The sequence below is a fragment of the Nonomuraea sp. NPDC001636 genome (assembly GCF_040298265.1).
GTDB lineage: Bacteria > Actinomycetota > Actinomycetes > Streptosporangiales > Streptosporangiaceae > Nonomuraea.
On record NZ_JBEOZT010000018.1, the window covers coordinates 56839 to 79075 of the forward strand.

Annotated in this window: 20 protein-coding genes; 7 read left to right on the forward strand and 13 right to left on the reverse strand. The window is 73.6% G+C overall.

What is annotated here, in order from left to right; translation table 11 throughout:
• Positions 1–3: 3 nt before the first annotated feature.
• Positions 4–1467, forward strand: coding sequence for a complex I subunit 4 family protein (locus tag ABT158_RS29895; protein ID WP_352358984.1), 1464 nt, complete (start codon positions 4–6; stop codon positions 1465–1467).
• Positions 1464–2813 (forward strand): NADH-quinone oxidoreductase subunit N, encoded by a 1350-nt coding sequence (locus tag ABT158_RS29900; protein WP_352358986.1) that lies wholly within the window; start codon positions 1464–1466, stop codon positions 2811–2813. The genes ABT158_RS29895 and ABT158_RS29900 overlap by 4 nt, the downstream gene beginning before the upstream one ends.
• A 13-nt stretch (positions 2814–2826) precedes the next feature.
• Here the strand turns inward: ABT158_RS29900 and ABT158_RS29905 are convergent, their stop codons facing one another.
• Positions 2827–3486: a FadR/GntR family transcriptional regulator gene (locus ABT158_RS29905; RefSeq protein ID WP_352358988.1), complete on the reverse strand. Its 660-nt coding sequence runs from the start codon at positions 3484–3486 to the stop codon at positions 2827–2829.
• A gap of 31 nt (positions 3487–3517) precedes the next feature.
• Positions 3518–4507: an ADP-ribosylglycohydrolase family protein gene (locus tag ABT158_RS29910; protein WP_352358990.1), complete on the reverse strand. Its 990-nt coding sequence runs from the start codon at positions 4505–4507 to the stop codon at positions 3518–3520.
• A 76-nt stretch (positions 4508–4583) separates the two neighbouring features.
• Between ABT158_RS29910 and ABT158_RS29915 the strand changes: the two genes are divergently transcribed.
• Positions 4584–6506 (forward strand): Xaa-Pro dipeptidyl-peptidase, encoded by a 1923-nt coding sequence (locus ABT158_RS29915; RefSeq protein ID WP_352358992.1) that lies wholly within the window; start codon positions 4584–4586, stop codon positions 6504–6506.
• Between the two features lie 31 nt (positions 6507–6537).
• Here the strand turns inward: ABT158_RS29915 and ABT158_RS29920 are convergent, their stop codons facing one another.
• The 5 genes from ABT158_RS29920 to ABT158_RS29940 form a co-directional block, all read right to left on the reverse strand.
• Positions 6538–8373, reverse strand: coding sequence for an RNA polymerase sigma factor (locus ABT158_RS29920; protein ID WP_352358994.1), 1836 nt, complete (start codon positions 8371–8373; stop codon positions 6538–6540).
• Between the two features lie 25 nt (positions 8374–8398).
• Positions 8399–9583: an FAD-dependent oxidoreductase gene (locus tag ABT158_RS29925; protein WP_352358996.1), complete on the reverse strand. Its 1185-nt coding sequence runs from the start codon at positions 9581–9583 to the stop codon at positions 8399–8401.
• Positions 9580–10320, reverse strand: coding sequence for a maleate cis-trans isomerase family protein (locus ABT158_RS29930; RefSeq protein WP_352358998.1), 741 nt, complete (start codon positions 10318–10320; stop codon positions 9580–9582). The genes ABT158_RS29925 and ABT158_RS29930 overlap by 4 nt, the downstream gene beginning before the upstream one ends.
• Positions 10321–10357: 37 nt before the next feature.
• The gene (locus ABT158_RS29935) at positions 10358–10558 is read right to left on the reverse strand and encodes a hypothetical protein (RefSeq protein WP_352359000.1); all 201 of its coding nucleotides are present in this window, start codon (positions 10556–10558) and stop codon (positions 10358–10360) included.
• A 477-nt stretch (positions 10559–11035) separates the two neighbouring features.
• Complete coding sequence (locus tag ABT158_RS29940; protein ID WP_352359002.1) at positions 11036–11767, reverse strand: hypothetical protein; 732 nt, start codon at positions 11765–11767, stop codon at positions 11036–11038.
• 222 nt (positions 11768–11989) lie between these two features.
• Between ABT158_RS29940 and ABT158_RS29945 the strand changes: the two genes are divergently transcribed.
• Both ABT158_RS29945 and ABT158_RS29950 read left to right on the forward strand, forming a co-directional pair.
• Positions 11990–13246: a Scr1 family TA system antitoxin-like transcriptional regulator gene (locus tag ABT158_RS29945; RefSeq protein ID WP_352359004.1), complete on the forward strand. Its 1257-nt coding sequence runs from the start codon at positions 11990–11992 to the stop codon at positions 13244–13246.
• A 188-nt stretch (positions 13247–13434) separates the two neighbouring features.
• Positions 13435–14253, forward strand: a complete 819-nt coding sequence (locus ABT158_RS29950) for an SAM-dependent methyltransferase (RefSeq protein ID WP_352359006.1) — start codon at positions 13435–13437, stop codon at positions 14251–14253.
• 48 nt (positions 14254–14301) lie between these two features.
• Here the strand turns inward: ABT158_RS29950 and ABT158_RS29955 are convergent, their stop codons facing one another.
• Genes ABT158_RS29955 through ABT158_RS29970 form a run of 4 tightly spaced genes read right to left on the reverse strand, consistent with a single transcriptional unit; the run spans position 14302 to position 18760 of the window.
• Positions 14302–15921, reverse strand: coding sequence for an MFS transporter (locus ABT158_RS29955; RefSeq protein ID WP_352359008.1), 1620 nt, complete (start codon positions 15919–15921; stop codon positions 14302–14304).
• A gap of 33 nt (positions 15922–15954) precedes the next feature.
• Positions 15955–16374: a hypothetical protein gene (locus ABT158_RS29960; protein WP_352359010.1), complete on the reverse strand. Its 420-nt coding sequence runs from the start codon at positions 16372–16374 to the stop codon at positions 15955–15957.
• Complete coding sequence (locus tag ABT158_RS29965; protein WP_352359011.1) at positions 16371–17888, reverse strand: hypothetical protein; 1518 nt, start codon at positions 17886–17888, stop codon at positions 16371–16373. Before ABT158_RS29965 ends, ABT158_RS29960 begins: the two co-directional genes overlap by 4 nt.
• Positions 17889–17941: 53 nt before the next feature.
• Positions 17942–18760, reverse strand: coding sequence for a DUF4253 domain-containing protein (locus tag ABT158_RS29970; RefSeq protein WP_352359013.1), 819 nt, complete (start codon positions 18758–18760; stop codon positions 17942–17944).
• A gap of 120 nt (positions 18761–18880) precedes the next feature.
• Between ABT158_RS29970 and ABT158_RS29975 the strand changes: the two genes are divergently transcribed.
• The gene (locus ABT158_RS29975) at positions 18881–19471 is read left to right on the forward strand and encodes an HAD family hydrolase (RefSeq protein ID WP_352359240.1); all 591 of its coding nucleotides are present in this window, start codon (positions 18881–18883) and stop codon (positions 19469–19471) included.
• 59 nt (positions 19472–19530) lie between these two features.
• Here ABT158_RS29975 and ABT158_RS29980 read toward each other — a convergent pair whose 3' ends face one another.
• Both ABT158_RS29980 and ABT158_RS29985 read right to left on the reverse strand, forming a co-directional pair.
• Positions 19531–19890 carry a hypothetical protein gene (locus tag ABT158_RS29980; RefSeq protein WP_352359015.1) on the reverse strand — a complete coding sequence of 120 codons (360 nt, stop codon included), beginning with the start codon at positions 19888–19890 and terminating at the stop codon, positions 19531–19533.
• 240 nt (positions 19891–20130) lie between these two features.
• Entirely contained in the window at positions 20131–21252 is a 1122-nt protein-coding gene (locus ABT158_RS29985; RefSeq protein WP_352359017.1) for a TIGR03118 family protein, read from the reverse strand.
• 119 nt (positions 21253–21371) lie between these two features.
• Here ABT158_RS29985 and ppgK point away from each other — a divergent pair, with 119 nt between their 5' ends.
• Complete coding sequence (ppgK, locus tag ABT158_RS29990; RefSeq protein ID WP_352359019.1) at positions 21372–22103, forward strand: polyphosphate--glucose phosphotransferase; 732 nt, start codon at positions 21372–21374, stop codon at positions 22101–22103.
• The last annotated feature ends 134 nt before the right edge of the window (positions 22104–22237 follow it).

Below are 22237 nucleotides of genomic sequence, written 5' to 3' on the forward strand. Positions count from 1 at the left end.
GGCGTGCTCGACGTCGTCGTGTTCCTGCCGCTGGCCGCCGCCGCCCTGTTCGTCCTGCCCGGCGTCACGGCGCGCGCGGCCGGCCTGATCTGGGTGGCCGCGTCCGCCGCCGACCTCGCCCTGGTCGTCGCCCTGTGGACCGGGTACGGAGGCGGCCTGGCGTACGAGACCAGGCTGCGCTGGATCCCGACGGCGGGGGCCGGCTACCACGTCGGCGTGGACGGCCTGTCGCTCCCGCTGATCGCCATGACCGCGGTGCTGTTCCTGCTCTGCGCCGTCCACTCGCTGGGCGAGCCGAGCAGGCCCAAGGCGCACGCGGCGCTGTTCCTGTTCCTGCAGACGGTCTCCACCGGGCTGTTCGCGGCGCTCGACCTGCTGCTGTTCTTCGTCTTCTTCGACCTGTCCATCGTCGGCATGTACTTCGTGATCGTCGGCTGGGGGCACGGCGACCGGGCCAGGTCCGCGCTGACGTTCTTCCTCTACACCTTCCTGGGCTCGCTGGCGCTGCTGCTCGGCTTCATCGGCCTCTACCTGGCCGCCGACCCGCACACGTTCGACCTGGCCGACCTCACCCGCCGCCCGCCGGACGCGGGCGCGGCCGTGCTGCTCGCAATCGGGATCGGCCTGGGGGTCAAGACGCCGGTCGTGCCCGTGCACACCTGGCTGCCGCCCGCGCACACCGACGCCCCGGCCGCCGGGTCGGCCATCCTCGCCGGGGTGCTGCTCAAGATGGGCGCGTACGGGCTGGCCCGCATCGCCGTGCCGCTGCTGCCCGGCCCGTGGCGCGCGTACGCCTGGCTGGTCATCGTGATCGGCCTGGTCAGCGTCCTGTACGGCGCCCTGGTGGCGCTCGCCCAGGAGAACCTCAAACGGCTCGTCGCCTACACCTCGGTCAACCACATGGGCTACGTCGTGCTCGCCCTGGGCGCCGCCGGGCTGGCCGGCGGCCCTGCGCGGGCCAAGGAGCTGGCGGTGAGCGGCGCGGTCACCCAGATGGTCAGCCACGGCCTGGTCACCGGCGCGCTGTTCCTGATCACCGGCGTGCTGTGGGACCGCGCGGGCGGCTACGCCCTCGGCCGCTACGGCGGCATCGCCGGACGCGCGCCCGTGCTGGCCTGGCTCACGGCGGTGGCGGCGTTCGCCTCGCTCGGACTGCCCGGACTGTCCGGGTTCATCGCCGAGTTCCAGATCTTCACCGGGGTGATCGGCTCGGGGGCCGTGGTGGCGGGCGCGCTCTCCGTGACCGGCATCCTGATCACCGCGGCGCTGTTCCTGCGGGCGCTGCAACGCGCGTTCCTCGGCGAGCCGGGCGAGCTGACGCCGCGGGTCACCGACGTGCGGCCGCGCGAGCTGGGCGCGATCGCCCCGCTGCTCGTGCTGTCGCTGGTCATCGGCCTGGCGCCGCGTCCGCTGCTGGACCTGATCGAGCCCGCCGCCCGCGCCGTCGTCGCCCTGGCGGGCCGATGAGCGCACCTCACGGCGGCGCGGCGGTGACCGCGATGCTGCCCGAGGTTCTGATGCTGCTGGGCGCGGTGACGGCGCTGGTCGTGGGGCTGTTCGTGGCCCGCGGGCGGCAGCGCGTCGCCGCCAGGGTGTGCATGGCGGCGCTCGCCGGGGCCGCCGCGGCGAGCGCCGCCGCCCTGCCGCGCCCCGCCGTCCTGGCCTTCGACGCCTACGCCGTCGATCCGCCGACCGGAGCCGCCCGGCTGACCGTCTGCCTGGCCACCCTGCTGGCCGTGTGGCTGGCGACCGGCCGGGTCAGGGGGGACGGCAGGGAGACCGAGCTGTACACGCTGATGGTGCTGGCGGCGCTGGGGGCCGTGCTCATGGCGGGGGCGGACGACCTGCTCGTGCTGGTGGCGGCGTACCTGCTGGCGAGCGTCCCGGCGTACGCGCTGGCGGGGTTCGCCAAGGACGCGTCCGGCACCGAGGCGGCGCTCAAGTACTACCTGATGGGCGCCTTCCTCGGCGTGCTCATGCTGGCCGGGGCCACCGTCGTGTACGGCTGGTCCGGCGCCACCGCCTACCCCGCCGCGCGCGCCCCGGCGGTGGGCGCGGTGCTGCTGCTGGCCGGGCCGCTGTTCAAGGCCGGGGGAGCGCCCGCGCACTTCTGGGTGCCCGACGTCACCGAGGGCACGTCGGCGCCGGTGGCCGCGTTCGTGACCACGGTGCCCAAGATCGGGGCGCTGGTGGCGCTGTACCGGCTGGCGACGACGGTGCTGGACGAGCCCGCGCTGCTCGCGGTGCTGGCCGCCGGCACGATGACGCTGGGCAACCTGGCCGCCTTCCAGCAGGAGAACGTACGGCGGCTGCTGGCGTACTCGACGGTCAGCCAGGCCGGTTACCTGCTGGTCCCGGTCGCGGTGGCCGGCCGCACCGCCCTGGCCGCGCCCGCCCTGCTGGTCTACCTGGCCGCCTACGCGGTCACGAACCTGGGCGCGTTCGCCGTCGTGGTCGCCACCGGGGCCGAGCGGCTGGCCGACTACGCGGGGCTCGGCCGCCGCTCGCCCTGGACGGCGTTCGCGCTCGTGGTGTGCCTGCTCGGCCTGGTCGGGACGCCGCCGACCGCGGTCTTCGCCGGCAAGCTGCTGATGTTCGCGGCGGCCTGGGACGGCGGGTACGCCTGGCTCGCGGTGGTCGCCGCCGGCAACACCGTCGCGAGCCTGTTCTACTACCTGCGCTGGATCCGCCCGGTCTTCGCCGCGGAGGGCCCGGCGGCGCCCGCCGCGTCGAGCCCGGTCGCGCAGGTGTGCGCCGCCGCCTCGATCCTGCTCGGCCCGGCCGCCGGGCTCGCCGTGCTGATCGCCCGCTGACCCGGCGGGCGGGTCACAGCTCGCGTTCCTGGGCGTCGAGGATGGCGACCGAGACCTCGACCGCCCTGGCCGCGTCGCCCGCCTCGATCGCGGCCAGCAGGTCGTCGTGCGACGGGTCGGGCGCCAGCGCCGCCTGCTCCTTGTCCCGGACGCTGTCGCGCAGCGCGTCGCGCATGCTGCGGTAGAGGTCGGCCAGCAGCGGGTTCTGCGCGGCGTCGGCCACCAGCAGGTGGAAGTCGGCGTCGGCGTCGGCGAACCCGTCGAGGTCGCCCGCGCGCGCGGCGGACCCGCGGCGGGCCAGCGCCTCGCGCATCGCGGCCACGTCGTCGCCGGTGCGCTTGACCGCCGCCAGCCGGGCGGCCACCAGGTCGAGCCCGCGGCGCACGTCGATGATGTCCATGGCGGCCGCCCGGTCGAGCCGCCGGCGCAGCGCCACCTGCGACTCGTCGGTGGCGGTGACGTACGTGCCGTCGCCCTGCCTGGTCTGCAGCAGCCCGGCGTGGGCCAGCACCCGCACCGCCTCGCGCACCGACAACCGGCTCATGCCGAGGCTCTCGGCGAGCCGGCTCTCGGACGGGATCTTCGTCCCGACCGGCCACACCCCACTGGTGATCTCCCTGCGGAGCTCCTCGATGGCGGCATCGACGAGCGAGGTCCGCGCGACGTTTCGCATGCGATCTCTTCCGTCCCGGTGAGCCTCCAGCCTAGAGGAGCGCGGCGGCCAGGCGCTCGATCGTCTCGCGGCCCTCCAGCGGTGTCACCCAGGCGGCCGGGAGCGCGTCCGCGCCGCGCAGCGCGCCCACCAGGTTGCCGCAGACCGAGCCGGTGGAGTCGCTGTCGCCGGAGTGGTTGACCGACAGCAGCAGCGCCCGCTCGGGCGAGGGCTCGGCCAGGGCGCAGTAGACGCCGATGGCCAGCGCCTCCTCGGCCACCCACGCGCCGCCCAGCGTCTCGACCCGCTCGGGGGAGTGCGGGCCGGACCCGGCCAGGTCGAGCGCCGCGCGCAGGGCGCCGGACGTCTCCTCGTGCCCCGGACGACCGGCGAGCAGATCGAGGGCGTGGCCGACGGCGGCCGCCAGCGGCTCGCCGGCCATCAGGCGGGCGACGATCGCGGCGAACGCGCCCGCGGCCAGGTAGCCGGTGGGATGGCCGTGGGTGATCTGCGCGCAGACCGCCGCCAGCTCGAACGCGGCGTCCGCGTCGTACGGCGCGAGCAGCCCGAACGGCGCCGAGCGCATGACGGTGCCGCAGCCCTTGGAGTCCGGGTTCACCGGGCCGGGCGCGCCGGACGGCGACGGGCCGGGGAAGGGCCGCCGCAGCCCGGACAGGCAGGCGTTGCCCGGGGCCCGCCGGGAGTACAGCCAGCCCTCCTCGCGCAGCGCGCCGGTCCGGTGCGGCCGGTCGGCGGGCGGCGGAGCCTGGTGCTCCTGGGTGTCGAGCCAGCGCAGGTACGCCTGCCGCACCTCGCCGGGCGTGCGGTCGCGGGTCAGCGCCTCGACGGTGAAAAGGGTCATCTGGGTGTCGTCGGTGACGAGCGCGCGCCTGCCCCGCCAGGTGGTGACGTAGCCGGTGACGCCGTCCTGGCCGTGCTGCCGGCGGATCTCCCGCAACGACTCGAACTCGATGGGCGCGCCGAGGGCGTCGCCGATCGCGCCGCCGAGCAGGCAGCCCCGGATCCGGTCCTGTGCCTCCATAGGTGGGATCTTGTCAGCTTTCTGGGCGGGTGAGACATTGCGGGGGAAATTACGACACTTGTCACGGAGGTCACGCGTGTCACAATTACGCCCGGCCCTCTTCGCGGTCGCCCTCACCCTGGCGATCGCGACCCCGGCACAAGCCGCTGCCGGACCCACGATCACCGTCAAGGACGGCCGGACGCAGCCGGTCTTCTCCTACGCCGACGCCGTCCGCGAGCACGTGTACGTCGAGTCCACCGTGGACAGCGACCTCGACGGCGCGCTCGACCGGGTCAGGGTGGACATCATCCGTCCCAAGGAGTCCGGTCCGGGCCTGAAGGTGCCCGTGATCATCGACGAGAGTCCGTACTACGACAACTCCGGGCGCGGGAACGAGGGGGAGCGCAAGCAGTACGACGCCTCCGGAAATGTCACCAAATTCCCCCTGTTCTACGACAACTACTTCGTCCCGCGCGGCTACGCCGTGCTCAACGTGGACATGCTCGGCACCACCAGGTCCGACGGCTGCCCCGACATGGGCGGCAAGGCCGACGTGCTGGGCGGCAAGGCGGTCATCGACTGGCTGAACGGCCGCGCCAAGGCGGTCAGGGCCGACGGCACCCCCGCCGTGGCCGACTGGACCACCGGCGCCGCCGCCATGATCGGCAAGTCCTACGACGGCACGCTGGCCAACGCCGTGGCCGCCACCGGCGTCGAGGGCCTGAAGACGATCGTCCCCATCTCGGCCATCAGCTCCTGGTACAAGTACCAGCGCTCGAACGGCGTGGTCTACAACTACGACTACGCCTCCTGGCTGACCAACTACGTCGACACCGACCCCGAGGCCAAGTGCCAGGCCGTCCGCGACCGCATGGACGCCGAGGACGGCGACGACACCGGGAACTACAACGCCTTCTGGAACGAACGCGACTACCTCAAGGGCCTGCTCGGCGACGCCTCGAAGGTCAAGGCCAGCGTCTTCGTCGTGCACACGGTCAACGACCTCAACGTCCGGCCGGACAACTTCTCCGCCTGGTGGCAGGCCCTGGCCCAGCGGAACGTGCCGCGCAAGATCTGGGTCGGCCAGTACCAGCACGTGGACCCGTTCGACTTCGAAGGCCGCAGGGACCTGTGGGTGGACACCCTGCACCGCTGGTTCGACTACTGGCTGCACGGCGTCCGCAACGGGATCACCGACGAGCCCCGCGCCGACGTGCAGCTCGGCCCGGCGCAGTGGACCACCCAGCGCGACTGGCCGGCCCCGTACGCGCTCAAGGCCGTGCTGCGGCCCGCCGCCGACGGCTCGCTCGGCCTGCTCAAGGCCCGCGGCACCAGCACCGCCACCTTCACCGACCTCGCGCTGAGCGAGACCGAGATGGTGGCCGACGTCGGCACGGCCAAGCCGGGCCGCGCCGCCTTCACCACCGGCGCGCTCCCGCTCGACCTGCGCCTGTCCGGCACCCCCACCGCCGACCTGCGGGTCAAGCTCGACAAGCCCACCGCCAACCTGACCGCCCTGCTCGTCGACTTCGGCGAGGACACCCGCGTCGACTGGCGGCGCGGCCAGGGCGTCACCACGCTCACCGAGGAGGACTGCCACGGCGAGAGCACCGCGGCCGACGACGCCTGCTACAAGAAGGTCACCACGAACGTGGCCACCCGGCCGCTGGAGATCGTCGCTCGCGGCTGGATCGACGTCCAGAACCGCGACTCGCTGAGCCAGGCCCAGCCGCTGCCCGTCGGCACGTACGGGACGGTCAGGTGGCAGACGCTGCCGCAGGACTACACCTTCAGGAAGGGCCACCGGATCGGCCTGGTGCTGGCCGGGACCGACACCACCTACACCAGTGAGGAGGGCACCGGCGCGACCGTCACCGTCGACCTGACCAGGAGCAGCGTGTCCGTGCCGTTCGTGCTCGGGACGCCGCTGGCCGACGTGCCCAAGGACAGCGCGACGTTCAGGGGGCCGCGGCAGCTCGACCTGCCCGAGCCCGAGCCCGGGTTCCGGTTCTTCTGATCGCGCGTGGGGCCCCGGCCGGTCCGGGGCCTCATCGGCAGTTGCTCCAGCGCACGCCGCCGGCGTCGAGCCGCCGCACGCCCTTGTCCCTGGCGACGGTCCAGCCCACCTTCAGGGTGAGCGTGCCGCCGGCGGTCGCCGTGCCGCCGGTGCGCAGGCCGTCGCCGGTGGCGCGGCCCGTCCAGACGATGGTGATCCGGCCGCGCCGCACGTCGGGCCCGCCCGGGCAGCCGGGCCGCGAACGCGGGTCCAGGACGCGGAACGTCGTGCCGTCGACGACGATGCCGCGCGTGCCGGTGGCCGAGACGACCCGGCACGTCCCGGTGCACGCCAGCGAGAACGCCCCGGCCCGCCCGGACCCCAGCCACGCCGACCGGGGCGACACCCGGGCCGTGGGCGCCGCCGGTTTCGGCAGGTCGGCCTTCCGGTCCTGGGACGACAGGGCGGACCCGGCGGCCGGGCCGATCGCGGCCGTCCAGCGGATGGGCGTCTCGGCCGGGACGGCCGCCTGCGCCGCCGCCCTGGTGACCACCGCGGGATGCGCGCGCGCGTTGAGCACGGCCCACACCAGGCCCACGACCAGCAGTCCGACGCCCAGCAGCAGGCCCAGCCTGGCCACCGTGCGGATCGGGGCCTCGGTCTCCTCCTCGGGCTCCGCCGGCTGCTCCCGCCAGAACTCCTGCCAGGCCGCCTCGCCGTCGAGCCGGTCGAGGCCGCCCGGCTCGCCGTTCCAGCCGATGCCGCCGTACCGGATGATCATCGCGCCGGGCGGGGCGGCGGCGCCGTCACCGCCACCGGCCTCACCGCCGACCGGCGCGCTCAAGGGGCCGGTGACGGGGCTGTTCACCGGGCCACCGACCGGGCCACCGACCACGGTGCCGCTGAGGCCGCCTTCGGCGCGGTTGTCGTAGACGAGCTTGTCGCCCGGGGAGCCGCCGCGGAGGGACCGGGCGCGGCCCGTCGGCGTGAACGGGTGCCGCCCGCGTGCCGCCCGCCCCGGGGGCTCCTGGTCGGCGGCGGCCGCGCCCGCCGCCGACCAGGGGTTTCCCGGTGTCGCCGTCGTGGGGTCGGCGACCGGGGGCATCGGCCTCGCCCCCACGCCCGGCGGGGCCGCGAGCGGCTCCACCAGGGTGCGTGCCAGCACGGGGAAGCCGTCCGCCCGCCAGAGGGGTCCCTCTCCGGGCAGCGGCTGCGCCGAGGCGAGCCGGTTGGTCAATGTGCCGGGCAGCTCCGCGATCGGCAGCCGGCGCAGCAGCGTGGCGGCCGACATGGTGCGGGGCGCGGCCCGGCAGGCGGCGCAGCCCTGGATGTGCCGGCTGATCCGGGCGCGGGCCCGTCGGCCCGGCGAGGTGACCCAGGCCGCCACCCGCGTGGTCAGATCAGGACATCCCGTACGGCCGCGCGCGGCGATGATCGCGGCGAACCAGCCCTCCAGCGCGTCGGCCGCCCGCGCCACCACGGCGCTGACCTCGTCCTGGCCCAGGCTGAAGACGGTGGCCAGCTCGGCGTCGGACAGGCCGTGGCGCAGGGACAGGTCGAGCAGCTCGCGCAGCGGGCGGTCGAGGGAGAGCAGCGCCTCGGGCAGCAGCTCCGACATCCGCCCCGGCCGCGACCACGAGCCGATGCTGGCCGGCTTGGCCACGAACGCGCGGTGGGCGCGGGCCAGGGCGTAGAGCCAGGGCCGGTGCAGCGCGGGGTCGCGCAGCCGGTCCGCGTAGAGGTGGGCCGACACCAGCGCGCCGGCGGTCGCCTGCTCGGCGTCGCCCGCGGCCAGTTCGGTGCGGCAGTAGTCGTAGAGGCGGGAGCCGTGCGTGTCGCACAGCTCGCGGATGGCCTGGCGCGCTTCGTCCGAGAGCGTTCGCCACATGCGGTGTCGCACCTCCTCAGCGGTGTCAGACGGGCCGGGCCCCACCGGCGGAGCCGGGAACGGTGTCGAGCAGCGAGGCCTGCGCGAGATAGGCCCGCGTGGCCTCCGGGTCGCCGGCGATGGCCCGCAGTCCGGCCATCGCCGCGGCCAGCCGGGCGCTGTCGCGCTCGCGCACGCCGGCCGGCCGCGTCTCGCCGCGCGGCATCACCCGCTGCAGCAGCACGGCCCGCCGCCGCCACGCCCACGCCTCCAGCGCGGTGGGCGGCGCGAAACCGCCGAGCACGGCCGCGATCACCTGGCCGGCCTCGACGGCGTCGTGGATGCCGGCGTTCATGTTCAGGCCGCCGACCGTGGAGGTCAGGTGCGCGGCGTCGCCGACGAACAGCACCCGCCCGCAGCGGTAGGAGGTCAGCACGCCCCTGGACAGCCCGAACCGGTCGGCCCCGGTCACGTGGATGGGCCCGCTCGCCCCCGGCAGGGCGCGGCGGACCAGCATCGAGACGTTGGGCGAGGACAGCGGCTCGGTGGCGTCGCAGGGGATCCTGAAGATGATCCGCCAGTGGTCGGGCAGCGCGAGCAGCGTGCACGACTGCTGCACGTCGCGGACGTAGGTGAGCGGCGCCAGGCTCGGCAGCAGCCGGTCGAGCGGCGAGTCGGTGAACACCCGCAGCGCCTGCGTCGGGTAGGCCGACCTGGGGAAGGGCAGCCCCAGCGAGCCGCGCACCGTGCTGTGGCCGCCGTCGGCGGCGATCATGTACCGGGCCCGCGTCCAGGTCTGGCCGACGCGCACCCGGATTCCGGTGCCGCCCTCGGAGACCCCGTCGACGCGGGTGCCGAAGCGCACGTCGACGTCGGGGTAGGCGTTCAGGGCCGCGAGCAGCAGCGGGGTGAGCGCGGCCTGGTCGGCGTGGATCCTGAACGGGTGCTTGGTCAGGCCGTTGAGCCGGTTCATGCCCATCTCGGCCAGCACGATGCCCGACCGGTCGCGCCACTGCACCCGGTCGACCACGCGGCCCTTGGCGACGAGTTGCGAGGCCACGCCCAGCTCGTCGAGCAGGTCGAGCGTGGCCGGATGGAAGGTGCAGGCCCGCGCCTGCCCGGCGAGCTCGTTCTCCCGCTCCAGCACGGTGACCGGGATCCCGGCCCGGGCCAGCGAGAGCGCCGCGGTCAGCCCCGCCGGGCCGGCCCCGACGACGATCACGCCGTTCATGCGGGGCGCCTCCCCTGCTCCGCCATGTGGCGGCGGTAGGGCACGCGGCTGAGCGTGACGTGCTCGCCGATGGCCCGCGACAGGGCCCACCAGGCGGTGCAGAGGTTGGACGTGAGCAGCGTGCGGTCGTTGCCGGCGCTGAGCGGCCCGAGCACGGGCAGCGTGGCCATGCCGGTGCCGGTGAACAGCAGCACCGCGTCGCCGGGCACCTCGGCCCGCTCGACCTGGGTGATCAGCTCGGCCGGGGTGACCGCGTAGGAGGAGTAGCCGCCCTTGGCCGCCCGCACCTGGACGACCTGCGTGACGTTGAGCCCCGCCGTCTTCCAGAAGCGCTCGGCCAGCTCGGTCAGCCACGGCTGGTACGGCGAGACCAGCACGATGTCGCTCACGCCGACGTGTTCCACCGCCTCCCTGGTGGCCTGCGTGGAGGAGGCGAACGGCACGCCGGTCGAGGCCGACAGCCGCGCGCACTGGTCGGCGTCATCGTCGGGGCCCAGCAGGTAGCGGGACTCGCTGCAGGCCATGACCAGGGCGTCCAGCGGCAGGCCGTCGAACGCGCAGACCATGCCGGGCAGGGCCTCGTTGTAGCTCTCCAGCCGTTCGGCGAGCGACACGCCCCGGTGCACGGGGAAACGGGTGACGTGCATGTCGGCGCGTGAGCCGAGCAGGCGGGTCAGCTCGGGCTCCGCCGAGGGATTGGCGGGGGCGACGATCACGCCCACCCTGCCGCGGCTCATCTCGTACCTTCCGGGTCGGGGACCGTCCGCATGACGGTCAGGCCAGCGCCTGGTCGATCTCGCCGATCGCCTGCACGGACACCTGCCGGATCCGGCGCAGCCGGTGGACGGTGCGCGCCGGGGCCTCGGCCCGCGACGGCTCGTCCCGGCCCTCGCCCCTCGGCTCGGCGGGCTGGGGCCGTGCGCCCCGGGCGTGCACCTCGTGCGGCTGCCGCCTGGACACCTCGTCGGTAAGCATGCTCACTCCTGTCGGTCGCGGATCCGGGTGACGCGGGCCGGGCGCGGCCCGCTGACGTCATGGCCACCGGCACGGGGGCCCGCGCGGGCGCCGGCCCCCTGAGGGGGCGGTCGATCAGAGCCGTGGCGCCCGTCACGCCGATCGTCCCGCCCGGCGTCGCCGCCGTGCCGGTGGCGCCGGCCGGGGGGCCGGGCGGGCCCGCCTCCCCGGTCGGGGAGGCCGCCGCCCGATCACGGGCGGACGGCCGCGAGGAAAGCCGGCCCCAGGCACTACCCCTTGGTTTGGCCGGCACGCCAGCCGCTACCGCGCCGGCCGACAGCACCGTGCCGACTTTGTCGGGCACGTGACGCACGGTGCCGGAGGGATGGGGTAGCGCCGGAGCCGGCCGCATGAGGGCCGCCGGCACGGCCGCGCGCGGCGCGGGCGGTGCGGGCGGGCCGGTGGGCGGCCAGGCCCGGCGGGGGAGGGGAAGCGGCGTCATCGCGCCGCCTCCGGGTCGAGCGCGGCGGCGGCCCTGTTGGGCACGCTGACGCAGACCATGCGCTCGGTCAGCCCCGCGCGCGGCCCCGAGGCGCGCGAGCGGGCGGGCGGCGCGGTGCCGGCCACCGTGCGCGCGACCCTGGCGGCCAGCGCGAGGTGCTCGGCGCAGCGCCGGCTCACCGTCGACTCCAGCCCGGCCACCTGGGCCAGCCTGAGCCTGATGGGTTCCAGCGACGACCGGCGTTCGAGCCCGTCGAGGTCGGCCAGCCGGGCGGGCCAGCGCAGCGCGTCGCGGCAGCGCTCGACCACCGCGGCGGGCAGCTCGGCGGCGGGCAGCCCTTCGTGCCGCAGCCGGGTGGCGATCATGACGGCCGCGAACGACGTGCGGTCGAAGTGGGACAGCCGTCCGGACAGGGCCGCGCCCAGCATCCTGGCGCGGTGGCCCAGGCAGACCGCGCTCCAGCCGAGCAGCAGCAGCCGGTCGGGTCCCGGCTCGGTGTGCCAGCCGGCCAGCCGCAGCTCGCGGGCCATGCGGTGGTGCAGACGCCAGCGGTGACGGGGGCTGTCCAGCCAGATCTCGACCCCGCCCAGCGGCAGCTCGGCGACCTGGACGTCGCGGCTCGTCAGCGGGCCGGCGACCCGCGCGCAGATGCGCCGGACGACCTGCTGCTGCCCCCGGGAGACCGGATCCTCCAGGAAGCGTGAGCCGTCGAGGGAGTCCATGGTCACGTCCGGCCACCTCCTTGCCGGAGACTCTTGCGAATCGTCCGGGCTGTTAAGCCACAGTTACCACGCGCTCCGATACTGTGCTGGAAAGAGGGGCTATGTCAACTCACACTTTGCGAATAAGTTGATACCTACCCGCCGGGCAGAGCTGGCTCGCGTGGCAGGGGACAGTGGGGGTCTCGTACCTTAGGCTGGGAAAAGTTCACGGGCGGTAGGAGGTGCGCCGTGGCGAACTTCGCCGAACGGCTCGATCTCGCGCTGACCAAGCGCGGCTTCACGGGCGCCCAGGTCGCCTCCGCCCTCACCGAGGCGGGCATACCCATCACGCGCGCCTACGTCAGCCAGCTGCGCACCGGCAAGCAGACCAACCCCACCCTCCAGGTGCTGCGGGCGCTGGCCGCCTGCCTCCAGGTGAGCGTGGGCTGGCTGGTGGGCGACGACCACTACGAGTCCGGCGCGGTCGAGGACCTGCAACTGCGGGCGGCCGCGATCGGCCTGTCGGCCTCCGGGTTGTCGGAGGGGTCGCTGGCCGTGCTGCGCGGCGTGGTGGAGCTGGCGCGCCGGGCCGAGGGGCTGCCGGGCGAGCCGGAGCCGGCCGCCGAGATCCCTGAGGCCGCCACGCCGCTCAACGACTCACAGCGCCGCGCGCTCGGCAAGCGGCTGCACGGCCTGCGCATGGGCGTGCGGCTCTCGGTCGAGCAGGTCGAGGGCTCGCTCGGCAAGGGCGCGGCCGCGATCCCCGCGATCGAGGAGGGCCGTCTCGCGCCCACGCCGATCACGGTCGAGCGCCTGCTCGGCCTCTACGGCGTCACCGCCCCGCCCGTCCGCGAGTACGTGCTCTCGCTGGCCAGGGGCGAGCGCGAGGCCGCCTGGTACGACGCCCAGTCGGTGCCCGTCTGGCTGGCCACGGCCTACGCGCTGGAGCAGCGGGCCACGGTGATCCGCACGTACCATCCGCAGTTCGTGCCGCCGATGTTGCAGACCGAGGACTACGCGCGGGCCGCGATCACCGTGGCCGGGCCGGCCACGCTCGGCCAGGCGTCGGTGGAGGAGGCCCTGGCGCTGGTCATGGCCCGCCAGGAGGCGCTGGCCGGGGCCGGTGACACGGTGTTGTGGGCGGTGATCGACGAGGCCGTGCTGCTGCGCTCGATCGTCGGCCCGCACGCCCAGCTCCGCCAGCTCGACCTGCTGCTCGACCACGCCAAGCGGCCCAACGTCTCGCTGCACGTCGTGCCGATCGACGACCCGGCGTACGTGCCCCGCACCGGCCCGTTCACGCTGTGGCGCTTCGCCGAGGCGTTCGAGCCCGACGTCGCCTGCGCCCACGGCGTCGAGGCCGACGAGCTGATCACCGACGTCGCCGCGGTCGAGACCTACCACCAGGCGTTCACGAAGTTGTCGGTGACGACCACCACCCGCGAGGAGACGTACGAGGTGCTGGAGTCCCACCGCGAACGCCTGTCGCGCGCGACAGGGAAATGATCTCCGGCCGGCCCCATTCAGGTAAGGCATATTTCCGCAGAATTCATGCTTTTCCTGTTGTCTTCCGGCGCGTAACGAGGATCATAAGCTCTGGGTCATCGAGTGGGGTCCGAAAGGACCGGCTTTTCCCGAGATAGTGGGCGAGGGGAAAGGGGCAACACTCAATGCGTCAGCGTGCCATCCGTAATTTGGCGAAGCTGGAGATGACCCGAGCCATGACCACCCGGGTGCTCGACGCGGCCGCGGGCGGGAAGAACAACTTCTCGGCCGACCGCGATCTGGTACGCCGATATGACCAGGCCGCGTCCGTGACGACCACCGCCGCGCGGGCCGTGCTGCAGTTCCTGGTGCGCGTGGTCCGGCATCTGGCGGCCGAAGGCGTGGACCAGTTCGTCGTCGTGGGCAGCGGCGTGCCCAGCGGCCTGCCCCCGGGCGGCCGGTTGCACGACGTGGCCGCGGGCTGCCGCGGCGGCCCCGGAGTTGCGCCCGCCCGGATGGTCTATGTGGAGAACGACCCGATGGTGCTGGCCGGCGCGCGGGCCACCATCGAGCCGGGCACCGATCTGGTCCGCGTGGTCGAGGGCGACGTGCGCGAGATCGACGCGATCCTCGGCGACCGGGTGGTGTGCGCCTTCCTCGACTGGGACCGTCCCGTGGCCGTGCTGCTGCTGTCCACCCACAGCCTGGCCGACGACGAGCACGCCCACCACGTGATCGAGCGGGTCCGCCGGGCGGCGTCCGACGGCAGCTACCTGTCGCTGTTGCAGACCACCTTCGACGGCGTGCCGGGCGAGCTGCTGCCGGCGGTCCGTGACCTGCTGGCGATGACGCTGCCCGGTCACGCGATCCGCGGCAGGCAGGAGATGGAGGCCCTGCTCGACGGGCTGGTGCTGGTCGATCCGGGGCTGGTGTGGGTCCCGGAGTGGCGGCCCGACGACCACGGCGCCGCCTGCTCCGGCCGGCCGAGCTCGTCGGGCACGTACGGCGTGGTGGCGCGCGTCCCGTGAACGACCGGGCGCCCCGGGCGTCAGGCCCCGGTGAACGCCGGGGCGCCCTCAGGCCCCTGTCGAGGCCCCTGTCGAGGCGGCGGCGGGCGTGGCCGGGTCGCCGGCCGCGTCCTTCGCCGGCTCGACCCCGAACGCCAGCACCGCCACCACCGCCAGGACGAGCGGGACCGCCCCGAGCAGCGCGGTCGTGCCGATCGACGGCGCCGCCGCCCCGGCCACGAGCACGGCGGTCACGGCCACGCCGCCGGCCTTGCCCATGCCCGCCGACAGCCCGGAGCCGCGCGAGCGCACCCGGGTCGGATAAATCTCCGAGCTGTAGGCGGCCAGCACCGCGGCGATCGTCGCCGTCCCCACGATCGGCCCGGCCAGCAGCAGGTAGAGCCAGGTACGGTCGTGCGCCAGCGTCTCGCCGGAGAAGGCCAGCACCGCCAGCGCCACGCCGACCAGCGCCGACAGCGTGACGATCGTCTTCTTCGCGCTCCACAGGCCGTACATGGCGGCCGAGATGAAGATCAGCGGCAGGCCCAGCAGCGTCGAGTCGCGCAGCGCCCGGTCGGCCGTCTGCTGGTCGAGGCCCAGCTTCTGCAGGTTGGACGGGATCCACAGCTGGAAGCCGTAGGTGACCAGGCCGATGCTCAGCCCGAGGACCACGACGGCCACCGTCAGCCCGGTGAAGGGGCGGCGGAACAGCCGCGAGTAGCCGCCCGCGTGCTCGTCCTCCACCCGCTCGACGCCGGCGGTGGCCTCCTCGGCGGTGGCGGCCGCGCCGTACCTGGCCAGGACGGCGCGGGCCTCGGCGTCGCGGCCGTGCGCGAGCAGGAAGCGCGGCGACTCCGGGATGAAGCGGTTGAGCAGGATGAGGAACACGCCGGTCGGCAGCCCCACCAGCCACAGCACCCGCCAGGAGAACGTCGGCGCCAGCGACGCCGACAACCAGCTGGCCGCCAGGTAGGCGACCGCCAGGTTGCCGCCGATGAGCACCATCACCCAGCCCTTGTGCCGCGGCGGGATCGTCTCGGCCAGCAGCGAGAACGTGATCGGCAACATGCCGCCCGCGCCCAGCCCCATGGCCACGCACATGGCCAGGTTCCACTCGAAGTCCGGCATGACGCCGCAGATCGCGGTGCCGATGAACAGCACCCCGGCGAACAGGATCGACGGCTTGCGCCCGATCTTGTCGCCCATCCAGCCCCACAGCAGCGAGCCGAGCACCGTCCCGGTGAGCCCGGCCAGCGGCAGCAGCGCCACGGGCAGCTCGCCGGCCGGGTTGAGCGCGGACTTCAGGCCGTACTCCTTGGCCATGCCGGGCGCGACGAAACCGAGCGTGATCGGCTTCATGGCGTCGATGATCACCGCGACCGACATGACCACGATCAGCCCGATGTGCGCCGGGCGCATGCGCGCGTCGTCCAGCGCGCGGACGCGTACCTCGGCGGCCGGTCTGGCCGTCAGCGCGCCGGGCGGGATCAGCCCGTACGCGGTGACCGCCAGCCCCGCCACGATCAGCGCCATGCCGATCGTCATCGGCAGGTCCATCGGCATGCCCGCCAGGCGGTAGTGCATGTCGGCGCCGTGCAGGTACATCGGCAGATGCAGCACGACCCCGGCCACCGTGGCCAGGAAACCGAGCCAGAAGTACAGCGGTCGAGCCAGCTCGACGCCCCCCATTGCCCCTCCGTAAGCAGAACCGCAGATCCGAGATCAGAGCAGGCGGCCGCCGCGCAGCCGCCATTCGACGAACAACACCCGCATCGGCCCGTTCACGAACAACCACTGGCCGAGCCAGACGAAGGCGAACATCACCGCGAACGCCCACGCCCTGACCGGGCCGGCGACGCCGGGGACGAGCCCGCCGTCCAGCAGCACCCACATCAGCAGCCCCTCGGGCACGGCCGTGACCAGCCCGAACAGCGTCGGCCAGTCCTTGTCCCAGCGGAACTGCATGAGCAGGTGGTACAGCAGCTCCCACCCGACGCCCACGACGGCGACGGCCAGCAGCACGAGGAAGGCGTCCCGGAAGGACATCGGCAGCACCAGGGTGATCAGCGCGGTCAGCGCCGCCCCCACGGTGGCCAGCGTGAACAGCCGGGTCTGCAGCCGCCCGGCCAGCGTCGGGATCAAGCGAGCCTCCTGTTTCCCGCCCACCGCAGCCACTGGGCCGTGGACCGCACCGGCCCGAGCCCCTTGCAGAACCCGCGCCTGGTCAGGTCGGCGGCGATGTCGAGCGCGGCGGTCTGCATGCCGAGGAAACTGTCCACGGCCAGGAAGTGGTTGCCGGCCGTGGCGGCCCCGGAGGCGTACAGGACGCCGCCCTCGCTCTCGGCGCCGAGCACCTCGAAGTTCTGGCCGACGCTCAGCCGGCCGGCCTTGTTGGGCCGGGCGCCGCCGTGCCGCAGCAGGTCGTCGAGGACGCGGTGCTCCGGCATGTCGGCCTCCAGGCCGGTGCAGTCGATGATGAAGTCGGACACGTACTGCATGGCGGCGGCGTTGACGCTGCGGGTGTGGGTGACCAGGCGGCCGTCGGGGGCCCGTTCGATGCGGTCGACGACGGCCTGCGTGGGGTGGTACCAGTTGCCCTGCCGGCCCCTGCGCATCTGCTCCTGCCAGCGGGCCAGCTTCGGGGTGGTGGTGCCGGCCAGCGTCTTGGAGATCTGGGCGCGCTGCTCGGGCGTGGCCTTCCTGAAGCGGGCCTTGAGCTGGCCGCCGAAGGCCGACTTGGGCATCGTGAACGCCTGGTAGGCCCAGCCGTCGCCGCCCTTGCGCCGCATGAACACGCTCGGGCCGTGCGGGCCGGCCACGTACGTGCGGAACAGGTGGACGATCTGGGTGTGCAGGCCGTACCGCTCGCGGTCGTCCATCAGGCGCTGGAGCACCCGGGAGGCCACGATCCCGGCGCCGCGCACGACCACCACCCCGGGCCGCTTGCGCAGCTGGTCGTAGACGTGCTCGTGCGGCTCGTAGGCGTTGACCACCCGGTAACGCTCGCCCTGCGCCTGCCGGAACTCCTGGAGGTCGTCGAGGAACTTCAGCCCCGGGTAGCCGACGGCCAGGTGCACGTACTGGGAGCGCAGCACCACCCGCTTGGTCGGCGAGGTGCCCGGCGGCGGCGTCAGCACGGTGAAGTAGCCGCCGCCCAGCCGCTTCCTGACCATGCGCACCTGGCCCTTGGCCAGCATGTGCCAGTAGCCGATGCGGTCGGCCTCGCGCTGGACGGTCTGCGTGACCAGCCCGGCGCGCGGGCTGTAGAAGTCGGTGAACAGCGGCTCGGTGAGCACCTGGAGGATCGGCTTGAGCGAGCCGTCCTGCCAGGCCTCCTGCACCGCGTAGGAGGGGAAGCCCCAGATGTTGTCGGGACGCGCCCCCGCGTCGGACCGGATGCGCTCGTGCGCGGGCAGCTGCGAGACGCGGGTCAGGTACTCCCACGTCTGCCAGGGGGTGTCGCTGGTCGAGAGCACCCGCATGGCCGGGATCGGCACGCCCCTGATGCGCAGCACGTCGACCAGCGTGAACGAGCCGAGCCCGCCGCCCACCGACACCAGCGGCACGTCGTGGACGGGGATGCCGGCCGACTGCACCAGCCAGTCCGTCCAGGACGAGGAATGCAGGAGCTCCGGAGTGAGATCTCCCCGTGACATGCTGTGACCGAGCCCTCCCTGTCGCGGTTAAAAGTAGCGTAAAAGCCGGGGAATCAGTCCCACCAGAACGACCAGGCGTGTTGCCCGATGATCTGGTCGGCGTACCCCTGGAGGTCCCCCGGCCCCTGCACGACGTTGTCGGGGCAGAACGCCCAGTGCTCGGCGGCGACGTGGAGGGCGTGCTCGGGGTCGGCAGGCGGGGCGGCCACGCTCAGGTCGAGCGTGTTGAACCCGACGCTCACCACGCGGGCCCCGAACCGGTCCTCCCAGCTGCGCACCACGGCGGCCATCGGCACCATCCACTCGTTGTGGTGCAGCGCGCCCTGCCAGCCCATGACCGCGAGCGCGTCGGCCCCCCGCCCGGCCGCGACCAGCCCGAGCGGCATGCCCTTGGGGGCGAGCTCGCGGGCCAGCCAGTCGGCCACGTCGCCGGGGTCGGCGCGGGTCACCCCCGGCGGCGCCAGCCCCGGGCAGAGCGCCCCGTACGGCTCTAACTCCGCCAGCGCGTCGCGCGGCATCTGCGACACCCACTCCTGCCAGACCTCGGTCATGAACCCCTCGGCGGTGAAGTGGCCGATCAGCATCGGGTCGTCGGGCACGATCTGCCCGATCGCCCACGGCTGGGCCGACTCGTCGAGCAGGACCGGCCACAGGCCGCTGTGCGCGTGCCAGACCCGCATGAAGGACCAGTCCTCGCCGGCGGCGTGCTCGTCGCTCATCCAGAACGCCGGCCGGGCCGCCACGGCCTGCCGGGTGTAGGCGGGGTCGGGCCAGACCACGTCGCCGGCGGGCAGGCCCGGGGGCAGTCTGCGCCCCCTGCCGCCGTCGGCGAACAGCTGGCACAGCTCAGGTGGCAGCTGGTGATCGTCCATGCCCTACCGTTCCGATACCGAATACCGTCTCGGAGATGGTAGTGCCGCCGGTCGCCCTGGGGCTTTGGTGGCACGCGAAACCTTCTCGGACCAGCGGATGCGGTACTTCACGGCACAATGATGGCTGTGATCCCCTTCGATGCGGTTCTCACCGATCTTGATGGCGTGCTCCGCCTCTTCGACCACACCGCCCAGGCCGAGATCGAGGCCCGGTACGCCCTGCCGCTCATGGCCACGGCGTTCGCCCCCGAGCTGATCGAGCCGGCCATCCTGGGCCGGATCAGCGAGCGTGAATGGCTGGAGGCGGTGGCGGTCGCCCTCGGCGGCGACGAGCGGGCCCGCCAGGCGGTGGCCGAGTTCGCGGCGGTGCCGTTCCGGGTGGACGAGGAGGTCAGGGAGCTGCTGGCCAAGGCGCAGCAGCACGTGCCGGTGGTCATCGTGACCAACGCCACGGACACCGTCGAGGAGCACCTCGACCGGCTCGGGCTCACCTACTTCGCCGACGACCTGGTCAGCAGCGCCAGGGTCGGCGTGATCAAACCCGACCCGCGCATCTACGAGATCGCCGCCGAACGCGCCGGGGCCGACCCCGCGCGCTGCCTGTTCGTCGACGACCGGCTGCCGAACGTGGAGGCCGCCAGGGCGCTCGGCATGACGGGCGTCCACTACCGCACCGTCGCCGACCTGGCGGCCGTCCTCGGCGGGCTCTGAGGCCGGACGTGCGCCGGCCCCGCCCGCGGGAGAGCGGACGGGGCCGGCGGGCGGGGCTGTCAGTCGGCGCAGATGGCGAACACGCTGATGCCGACGTCGTTGTAACCGATCTGGCGGCCGAGGGCGATCCAGCCGCGGGCGTCATCGGTGGGGAACGACCCCACCAGGATCGCGCCGTTGCCGCGCGCCTCGCCGCCGCCGCCGAGCACGTGCTTGGAGCCCGGGCAGTAGACGGTGCGGCGCTGGAAGTTGGGGACGTTGGAGTTGGGCAAGGTGACGAGCTGGTAGCCCGGCGGCAGCGCGGCGCGGGTGGCCGCCGAGACGGGGCTGGACGCCTGGAGGGCCACGACGGTGGCCGTCACGCAGGCCGCGGTGGCGAGGGCGATGACGGAAAGGAACAGAGACTTCTTGACGGGCATGGTCTCTCCTTGTCCTGTTCCCTGACAGGCACGGTTTCCGGGCAGCACACGACACGCCGGCTCATGCGGTGCTTAAGGGGGCGACGTGAGAGCAGGGATGAGGGTGTTGACACGTTGAGTATCTGCTCCGTCGCATTCCGTGTCCATATGTGGTTCGCAGGTTTTCCGGGAATCCGGGTTTCCGGCGCGGCCCGCGCCGGCCGCGCCGGAAACGCCAAGGGGCCCCCGGTCAGTGTCCGGTCAGTAGCCGCCGCCGTAGGGCGACTTCGTCTTGGGGGCGGCGGAGCGGGTGGGCGCCGGCGTGCTCGCGGGGGCGGCGGCCGTGGAGGTCGGCTTCGTGCCGGCGGGGGCGATCACGCCGATCAGGCCGTGCTTGGCGCCCTCGATGCCGGCCGAGAACCACAGCGTGTTCACGCCGCCGGTGGCCGCGGTGCCGGGTTCGAGGTCCCACAGGCCGGGCAGCTTGACGGGCCGGCCGCCGGACGTGGTGATCGCGCCCAGGTGCCGGTCGCCCTTGTAGGCGTGCACGGTGCCGTCGCCGAAGTTGCCGACCAGCAGGGCGCCCGCGTACTGGCCCCAGCCGCGCGGCGCGGCGGTCATGGCCCAGGGCGCGTCGAGCCCGACCCTGGAGATGCGGCCGGTCAGGCGGCCGTCGGCGTTGAAGCGGCTCACGAAGCCCTTGCCGGCGCCGAAGACGGGCTTGCCGGTGGTCCGGTCGCGCAGCGCGTACGCCACCCAGACGCTGCCGTTGACCACGGCCACGTTGTAGGCGTTGTAGCCGCGCGGCACCCGCGAGTCCTGGAACTGCCAGCCGGCCAGGCGGATGCGCCGGAAGTTCTCGTCGAAGGCGTGCACGCGGCCGTGGGCGAAGTCGGCGGCCAGCAGGAACTCGCTCGCGTCGGTCCGTACGAGCTCCAGGCCCTTGTAGTCGGCGCCGCGGGTGAACGCGGCGATCACGGCGTTGGCCGGGTCGGCCTCGGCGTTCCAGCCGGTGATCGCGCCGCTCGGGCTGCAGAAGATGAACGTGGCCGGTCTCCCCTTCACGGTGAAGCCGTCACCCGGGTTGAACACCTGGCCGGTCGGGGAGCCGCCGGGGATCCACACCTCCGTCTTCTCCTTGCGGCCCGTGCCGGAGTAGACGGTGGCGGTGCCGGTGCCGGCGTTGGAGACCCACAAGGTCTTGCCCATGGCCAGGCCCCACGGGTTGACGACCTTGGGGTCGGTGACCGGGGCCTTGCCCTTGACGTCCGACACAAGGTTGATGACGTCGAAACGGGTCCTGGTGGTCGCCTGCGCGGGGGCGGTGAGGGTCGTCCCCGCCACGACGGCGACAGCGCAGAGCGTGATGATGCGGAGCCGCATCCGTGCCTCCTAGTGAGCGCTTGTGACGCGAGATACGCGGTGGGCGCGGAGCGGGTTCAGCCGGGCCGGAAATATCGGCGGGCGAGTTTTCCCGTCCAGGGCGGGGGAGAAGGAGAGTCATGAACGTGTTGGGCATCGACATCGGCGGTTCGGGAATCAAGGGCGCCCCGGTCGACACCGAGGCCGGAGAGCTCGTCCAGGAGCGGTTGCGCATCGCCACGCCCCAGCCGGCCAAGCCCGAGGGGGTGGCCGAGGTGGTGGGCGAGATCGTCAAGCATTTCCACTGGGACGGCCCGGTCGGCGTCACCTTCCCCGGCGTCGTCGTCGACGGGGTCGTGCAGACGGCGGCCAACGTCCACCACTCGTGGATCGGCGTCGACGCCGCCGCGCTCTTCGGCGGCGCGACGGTGCTCAACGACGCCGACGCCGCCGGCATCGCCGAGATGACCTTCGGCAGGGGCCGCGACCAGAAGGGGACGGTGCTGATCCTGACCTTCGGCACCGGCATCGGCAGCGCCCTGTTCGCCGACGGCACACTCGTCTGCAACACCGAGCTCGGCCACCTGGAGCTGCGCGGCAAGGACGCCGAGGAGCGCGCGTCGGCGCGGGCCCGCGAGGAGCACGACCTGAGCTGGGAGAAGTGGGCCGAGCGGGTCGAGGAGTACCTCAGGCACGTGGAGATGCTGTTCTCGCCGGGGCTGATCGTGATCGGCGGGGGCGTGAGCAAGAAGGCCGACAAGTTCCTGCCGCACGTCACCATCGACACTCCGGTGGTCCCCGCCGCCCTGCAGAACGAGGCCGGCATCATCGGCGCCGCCCGCCACGCCGCCACCACCCGGCCGGCGCGGTAGGGGGGCCGGGGCCCGTCCCGGCGCGCCCGGAAGCGCGGCGGGCGGTGCCGGCGCGATATTGGGATGCGGGAGGCGGGTCGCGTCGGGCACCATGGGCCGTTGGCTCCGGGGCCACGGGGCTCAAATATCCTGAA